This is a genomic window from Streptomyces phytophilus (assembly GCF_013870535.1).
In the GTDB taxonomy this organism is placed as follows: Bacteria; Actinomycetota; Actinomycetes; order Streptomycetales; family Streptomycetaceae; genus Streptomyces; species Streptomyces phytophilus.
The window spans coordinates 1-1170 of sequence record NZ_JACBXC010001607.1 but is presented as its reverse complement, the minus strand read 5'-3'; the positions used below and the strand labels follow the sequence as shown (position 1 = coordinate 1170).

The window sequence follows — 1170 nt, the reverse complement described above, 5'->3', positions numbered from 1 at the left end:
CGCTCTCCCTGCCGCTCTGCCCGCCGCTCTCCCCGCCCTCTCCGGTCCCCTTGGTCCGCGTGCCGCGGCCGGCACCGTCCGAGGCCGAGCCGTTGCCCCGCCCCGGGCCCGCCGCTTCCGCCGCTGCGCGGCTCCCCCGCAGCCGTGTCGACAAGTCACCCGCGTCCGCCGGCCGGTCCTCCGGCGCCTTGGCGAGCAGGTCGAGGACCACCCGTTCCAGCGGCTCGGGGATCTCCGGGCGGTGGGTGCGCAGGGGTTCCGGCGGGGTGTCGCGGTGGCCGACGAGGATCGCCCAGGCGTCGTCCATGTCGAACGGGGGCACGCCGGTGGCGAGTTCGTACAGGACGCAGCCCAGCGAGTACAGGTCGCTGCGGTGGTCGATGCCACCGCCGCCGGAGATCTGCTCGGGCGACATGTAGTGCGGGGTGCCCATGGCCATGCCCGCCGCGCCGGTGAGGCGCGAGGTGAAGCCGATGTCGTGCGCGAGGCGGGCGATGCCGAAGTCGAGGATCTTCACCGTGCCGTCGCCGAGGCGCATGATGTTCGCGGGCTTCAGGTCCCGGTGGACGACGCCCTGGTCATGGGTGTACGCGAGCGCCGCCGCGACCTGCTCGGCGATGTCGATGATCTCCCCGACCGGCAGCGGCCGGTGCCCGCCCGCCTCCAGCAACTGGCTGAGGTTGCGGCCCTGGAGCAGCTCCATGACGAGGTACAGCACGCCCTCGTCCTCGCCGAAGTCGTGCACGACGGTGACGCCGCGGTGCTGGAGCAGCGCCGCGACCCGGGCCTCGCGGCGGAAGCGCTCCTGTATCGCCGTGGAGAGCGGGTGCCCCTGGCGGTGCGGTCCTGCGGGCTTGAGGCACTTGACGGCGACGCGGCGGCCCAGCGACTCGTCGCGGGCCTGCCAGACCTCGCCCATGCCGCCGCGGCCGAGGAGTTCGAGCAGCCGGTAGCGGCCTTGGATCAGCCTGGTCTCCGCCATCTCCCCCTGCCGCCCCCGCTGTCGCCGCCTCGTCGTCACTCGTGGCTGTTACCCGTGGCCTTATCCCCCGACTCGTCCAGTATGGCTGCCGTCCGCACGAGGGTGGAAGGCGAGGGCCGCGATGTGGGACCGAGGCGGTCCATGGCTTTCAGTATGTTTCGCGGCGGCAGCCGCCACCGCAGCCCGGC

At 73.3% G+C, this 1170-nt stretch carries 1 protein-coding gene; it reads right to left on the bottom strand.

The genetic code is table 11. From position 1 onward, the window contains the following. Positions 1 to 982 (bottom strand): serine/threonine-protein kinase (locus H5J30_RS34580; RefSeq protein ID WP_258563687.1); only part of this gene is annotated, 982 nt, incomplete at its 3' end. Between the last annotated feature and the right edge of the window lie 188 nt (positions 983 to 1170).